Here is a 3,866-nt window from a genome sequence, read left to right on the forward strand (position 1 = left end):
AAACATACAAATAACAGGGAAATAACGTCTGAAATTTGAGATTTTTGCTGCTTTGAAACAACATCGGCAAAAATCACCGGTTATTCAGACCTTCCTTAAAATACTGTCCGGGATTAGTTGACCACTACACTCCTTTCAGTGGTCCTTACATGAAAATCCGCTGCTTCAACCACGAAGCACGAAGCTGAATTTTTTGGGTATGCGGATTAAATGGTTGATCTTACCTTTGCATGAGAGTGAGACAGACCGGCATCTCATCGGATTATCTGGTTGATGCTTCACCTACTGCTGGTGCATGTTTCCTTCGCTAATTCCAGCAAGAACCCCACACGCCTCAACTTCCCGGTCATCGTTGCAACTCGCTCTCAGTGAAACGAGTTGTTTCTCAAGCGCTTGCAGAGCGGTTATCTGCGACCGCACATGAGAGATGTGATCATCGAGCAAGGCGTTGACGGCGGTACAAGGCTGATGAGGGTCGTCCTGATAGCTCTGTAGTTCGTGAATCTCAGCCAGTGACAGGCCCAGCATTCTGCAGCGACGGATGAAGGCCAGCCCCTCACCATGCTTCTCGGTATAGACACGGTAACCGTTGTCCTGCCGATCAGGCGGCGGCAACAAGCCCTGCTGTTCATAGAAGCGGATCGTCTGTGTTTCGACCCCTACCAACTGCGCCAACTGACCAATGCGCATCAGCCTCCTCCCCAACGGATTCTTTACTCTATTGACCTTATAGTAGCTTTATAGTTTTAAATGGTACCACAACATTGTTCAAGTGGAGTCGTATCATGAGCAAATCCTGTGGTGGCGCCTGTGGCGGTGATGCAACGTCCGCAGCGGATACCGATATACAGGCCTCCTCCGAGGCGCCAGGGAGATGGGTCAGTGTTTATGCCGTGCCGAAGATGGACTGTCCATCAGAAGAACGAATGATTCGCCTAGCCCTGAACGGCTTTGAGGAGATTCGGGCGCTGTCCTTCGACTTGTCGAACCGCCGGCTGAAGGTCGTGCATGACGGCGAGGTCGAGCCCGTCACCTCGAAACTGAAGACCTTGGGGCTAGGCGCCTCGCTTCAGGAAACCGTCGCTGCAAATCCGGAGACCATCAAGGCCGCCGAGTTTTCGGCAGCTTCTGCTAAGCAAGAATCCGGGACCCTGCGCTGGTTGCTCGGCATCAATGCACTTCTGTTCGTGGTGGAAATGACTGCCGGTCTGATCGCCCGGTCCACCGGCCTGATTGGAGAATCCCTGGACAATTTTGCCGATGCGGCGGTGTACGGGCTTGCCCTTTATGCGGTTGGACATAGCGTGAAAATGCAGGTACGTGCCGCGCATCTTGCTGGTGTACTGCAACTGATCTTGGCTGTGGGCGTGCTCGTAGAGGTGGTGAGACGCTTTGTATTCGGTAGTGAGCCTGAATCGCTGGTGATGATGGCTATCGCATTCGTCGCATTGATTGCCAATACCAGTTGTCTGCTGCTCATATCCAAACATCGGGAAGGCGGGGCGCACATGAAGGCAAGCTGGATATTCTCGGCCAACGACGTGGTGATCAACCTGGGGGTCATCACCGCCGGCGCCCTGGTCGCGTGGACCGGTTCCAATTATCCGGATCTGATTATCGGCACCATCGCGGGGGGCATTGTACTTAACGGTGCCAGACGCATTTTGGCGTTGAAGGGTTAAATAATGCTCATTATTGGCAAAAAGCTCTCGCCGTATGCCCTATTGTCCATATCGGGCCTGTTGGCAGCGTCTGATCAGGCTGTAAAGTGGCTGGTGCAGCAATCAATGGCCTATGGCGAGTATGTTTCGGTGACCCCGTTCTTTAACTGGGTGCACCTATGGAACACCGGTGCCGCATTCAGTCTTTTTGCGAATGGTGGAGGCTGGCAGCGCTACTTTTTTATCGGAATCGCGGTAGTGGTCTCGATTTTTCTGATCAAGCTGATCCTTGAAAATCGTCATAAAGGAGAAGCCATCGCTTACAGTCTTATCCTCGGTGGCGCCATGGGCAACCTGATTGACCGGGTCTTTCGCGGCTATGTTGTGGATTCCTTTGATTTCTATTGGCGAGACTGGCATTGGCCGGCCTTCAACCTGGCTGATATTGCAATTGTCCTCGGTGCCTTACTTTTCGTTTCCAGCAGCTTGTTGGGTAAAAAAGCAAACACCAATGCCGAGCCGGATGGATCTGACTGACACCTACGCCTATACAACACCATGACCGAACTTCCCGACAACATCCTTCACCTGCCGCAATACCAAGTACTGGGCTGCAAATCAACCGACGACGAAATGCACTTCCAGGTGGACGTGCCCGATCCCATCGCCTGCGAGGAATGCGGCGTGCAGGGTGAGTTCGTACGGTTCGGCAAGCGTGACGTTCCCTATCGTGATCTGCCCATCCACGGCAAGCGGGTCACTCTCTGGGTGGTCCGCCGCCGATACACCTGCCGGGCCTGCAAGACAACATTCAGGCCCCAGCTACCGGAGATGGTGGACGGATTCCGTATGACACTGCGGCTGCATGAGTACGTGGAGAAGGAATCCTTCAACCACCCCTACACCTTTGTGGCGGCACAGACCGGCCTGGACGAGAAGACGGTGCGCGACATCTTCAACGCCCGCGCCGAGTTCCTGGGGCGCTGGCACCGCTTCGAGACGCCCCGCATCCTGGGCATTGACGAGCTATACCTGAACAAGCGCTACCGCTGCATTCTGACCAACATTGAGGAGCGAACCCTGCTCGACCTGCTGGCCACCCGCCGCCAGGACGTGGTGACCAACTACCTGATGAAGCTGAAAGACCGGCAGAAGGTCGAGATCGTCAGCATGGACATGTGGAACCCCTACCGGGCAGCGGTCAAGGCTGTGCTGCCCCAGGCCCGTATCGTGGTCGATAAGTTCCATGTGGTGCGCATGGCCAACGATGCCCTAGAGAGAGTGCGCAAGGGCCTCAGAAAGGAGCTGAAACCGTCCCAGAGCCGGACTCTCAAGGGAGACCGGAAAATCCTGCTGAAACGCGCTCACGAAGTCTCAGACCGGGAGCGCCTCATCATGGAGACCTGGACAGGCGCGTTCCCGCAACTGCTGGCCGCCTACGAGCACAAGGAGCGCTTCTACGGCATCTGGGACGCCACCACACGGCTCCAGGCAGAAGCCGCCCTGGACGAGTGGATAGCCACCATCCCGAAGGGCCAAAAGGAAGTCTGGAGCGATCTGGCCAGGGCAGTGGGAAACTGGCGCGAAGAGACCATGACCTACTTCGAGACGGACATGCCCGTCACCAACGCTTACACGGAGTCCATCAACCGACTGGCCAAGGACAAGAACCGTGAAGGGCGCGGTTACTCCTTCGAGGTGATGCGGGCACGAATGCTCTACACCACGAAGCACAAGAAGAAGGCACCGACTGCGAAGGTCTCTCCTTTCTACAAGAAAACCATCGGTTACGGACTGCCGGACTTCGCAGAGGAACTCAACTACGGAGTCGATCTATCAACCATCTGAGGGTGGTATCAGATTGATGGGGTGAAGGTGCCCCATCAACCATTAAATCCGTATACCCCGAATAAACAATGCGTTAAGAAGGATTCCGGTTGAACGTGAACACCGTTTCCGGGAATGTGAACGCTGATTCCGGCATCGTGAACACCGATTCCGGAAAACCCGGAAAAGTGTTCATCTTCGACCAGAATGACTGTTCACGTTAAACCAGAATTGGTGTTCACGTTCGCCCGGAATGGGTGTTCATGATGGGCCGGAATATGCAAGAGATCGCGAAACGACGTCGCCTCTAGCGGAATCAGATGCTGCTTGGCTCGTACAATGGCATCCATGGGCAATGGAGGCTTGTCTGATTCACTG

Annotated in this window: 4 protein-coding genes; 3 read left to right on the forward strand and 1 reads right to left on the reverse strand. The window is 54.7% G+C overall.

The features are described 5' to 3' along the window. Positions 1 to 282: 282 nt before the first annotated feature. Positions 283 to 690: a Cd(II)/Pb(II)-responsive transcriptional regulator gene (gene cadR / locus BY454_RS16430; protein ID WP_091702096.1), complete on the reverse strand. Its 408-nt coding sequence runs from the start codon at positions 688 to 690 to the stop codon at positions 283 to 285. 95 nt (positions 691 to 785) lie between these two features. Between cadR and BY454_RS16435 the strand changes: the two genes are divergently transcribed. From BY454_RS16435 to BY454_RS16445, 3 genes are read left to right on the forward strand one after another with little or no spacing between them, the layout of a single operon-like run. Then, entirely contained in the window at positions 786 to 1,682 is an 897-nt protein-coding gene (locus tag BY454_RS16435) for a cation transporter (protein ID WP_004364974.1), read from the forward strand. Positions 1,683 to 1,685: 3 nt separating this feature from the next. Further along, complete coding sequence (gene lspA, locus BY454_RS16440) at positions 1,686 to 2,198, forward strand: signal peptidase II (protein ID WP_004863699.1); 513 nt, start codon at positions 1,686 to 1,688, stop codon at positions 2,196 to 2,198. A gap of 21 nt (positions 2,199 to 2,219) precedes the next feature. Then, positions 2,220 to 3,509: an ISL3-like element ISPpu12 family transposase gene (locus BY454_RS16445; RefSeq protein WP_104417642.1), complete on the forward strand. Its 1,290-nt coding sequence runs from the start codon at positions 2,220 to 2,222 to the stop codon at positions 3,507 to 3,509. Positions 3,510 to 3,866: the final 357 nt, after the last annotated feature.

The organism is Marinobacter persicus (genome assembly GCF_002934325.1).
GTDB lineage: Bacteria > Pseudomonadota > Gammaproteobacteria > Pseudomonadales > Oleiphilaceae > Marinobacter > Marinobacter persicus_A.

What these genes read in the sequence shown, in the direction of transcription:
- cadR (WP_091702096.1), bottom strand. Translation starts at nt 690, where the DNA reads ATGCGCATTGGTCAGTTGGCGCAGTTGGTAGGGGTCGAAACACAGACG.
- BY454_RS16435 (WP_004364974.1), top strand. Translation starts at nt 786, where the DNA reads ATGAGCAAATCCTGTGGTGGCGCCTGTGGCGGTGATGCAACGTCCGCA.
- lspA (WP_004863699.1), top strand. Translation starts at nt 1,686, where the DNA reads ATGCTCATTATTGGCAAAAAGCTCTCGCCGTATGCCCTATTGTCCATA.
- BY454_RS16445 (WP_104417642.1), top strand. Translation starts at nt 2,220, where the DNA reads ATGACCGAACTTCCCGACAACATCCTTCACCTGCCGCAATACCAAGTA.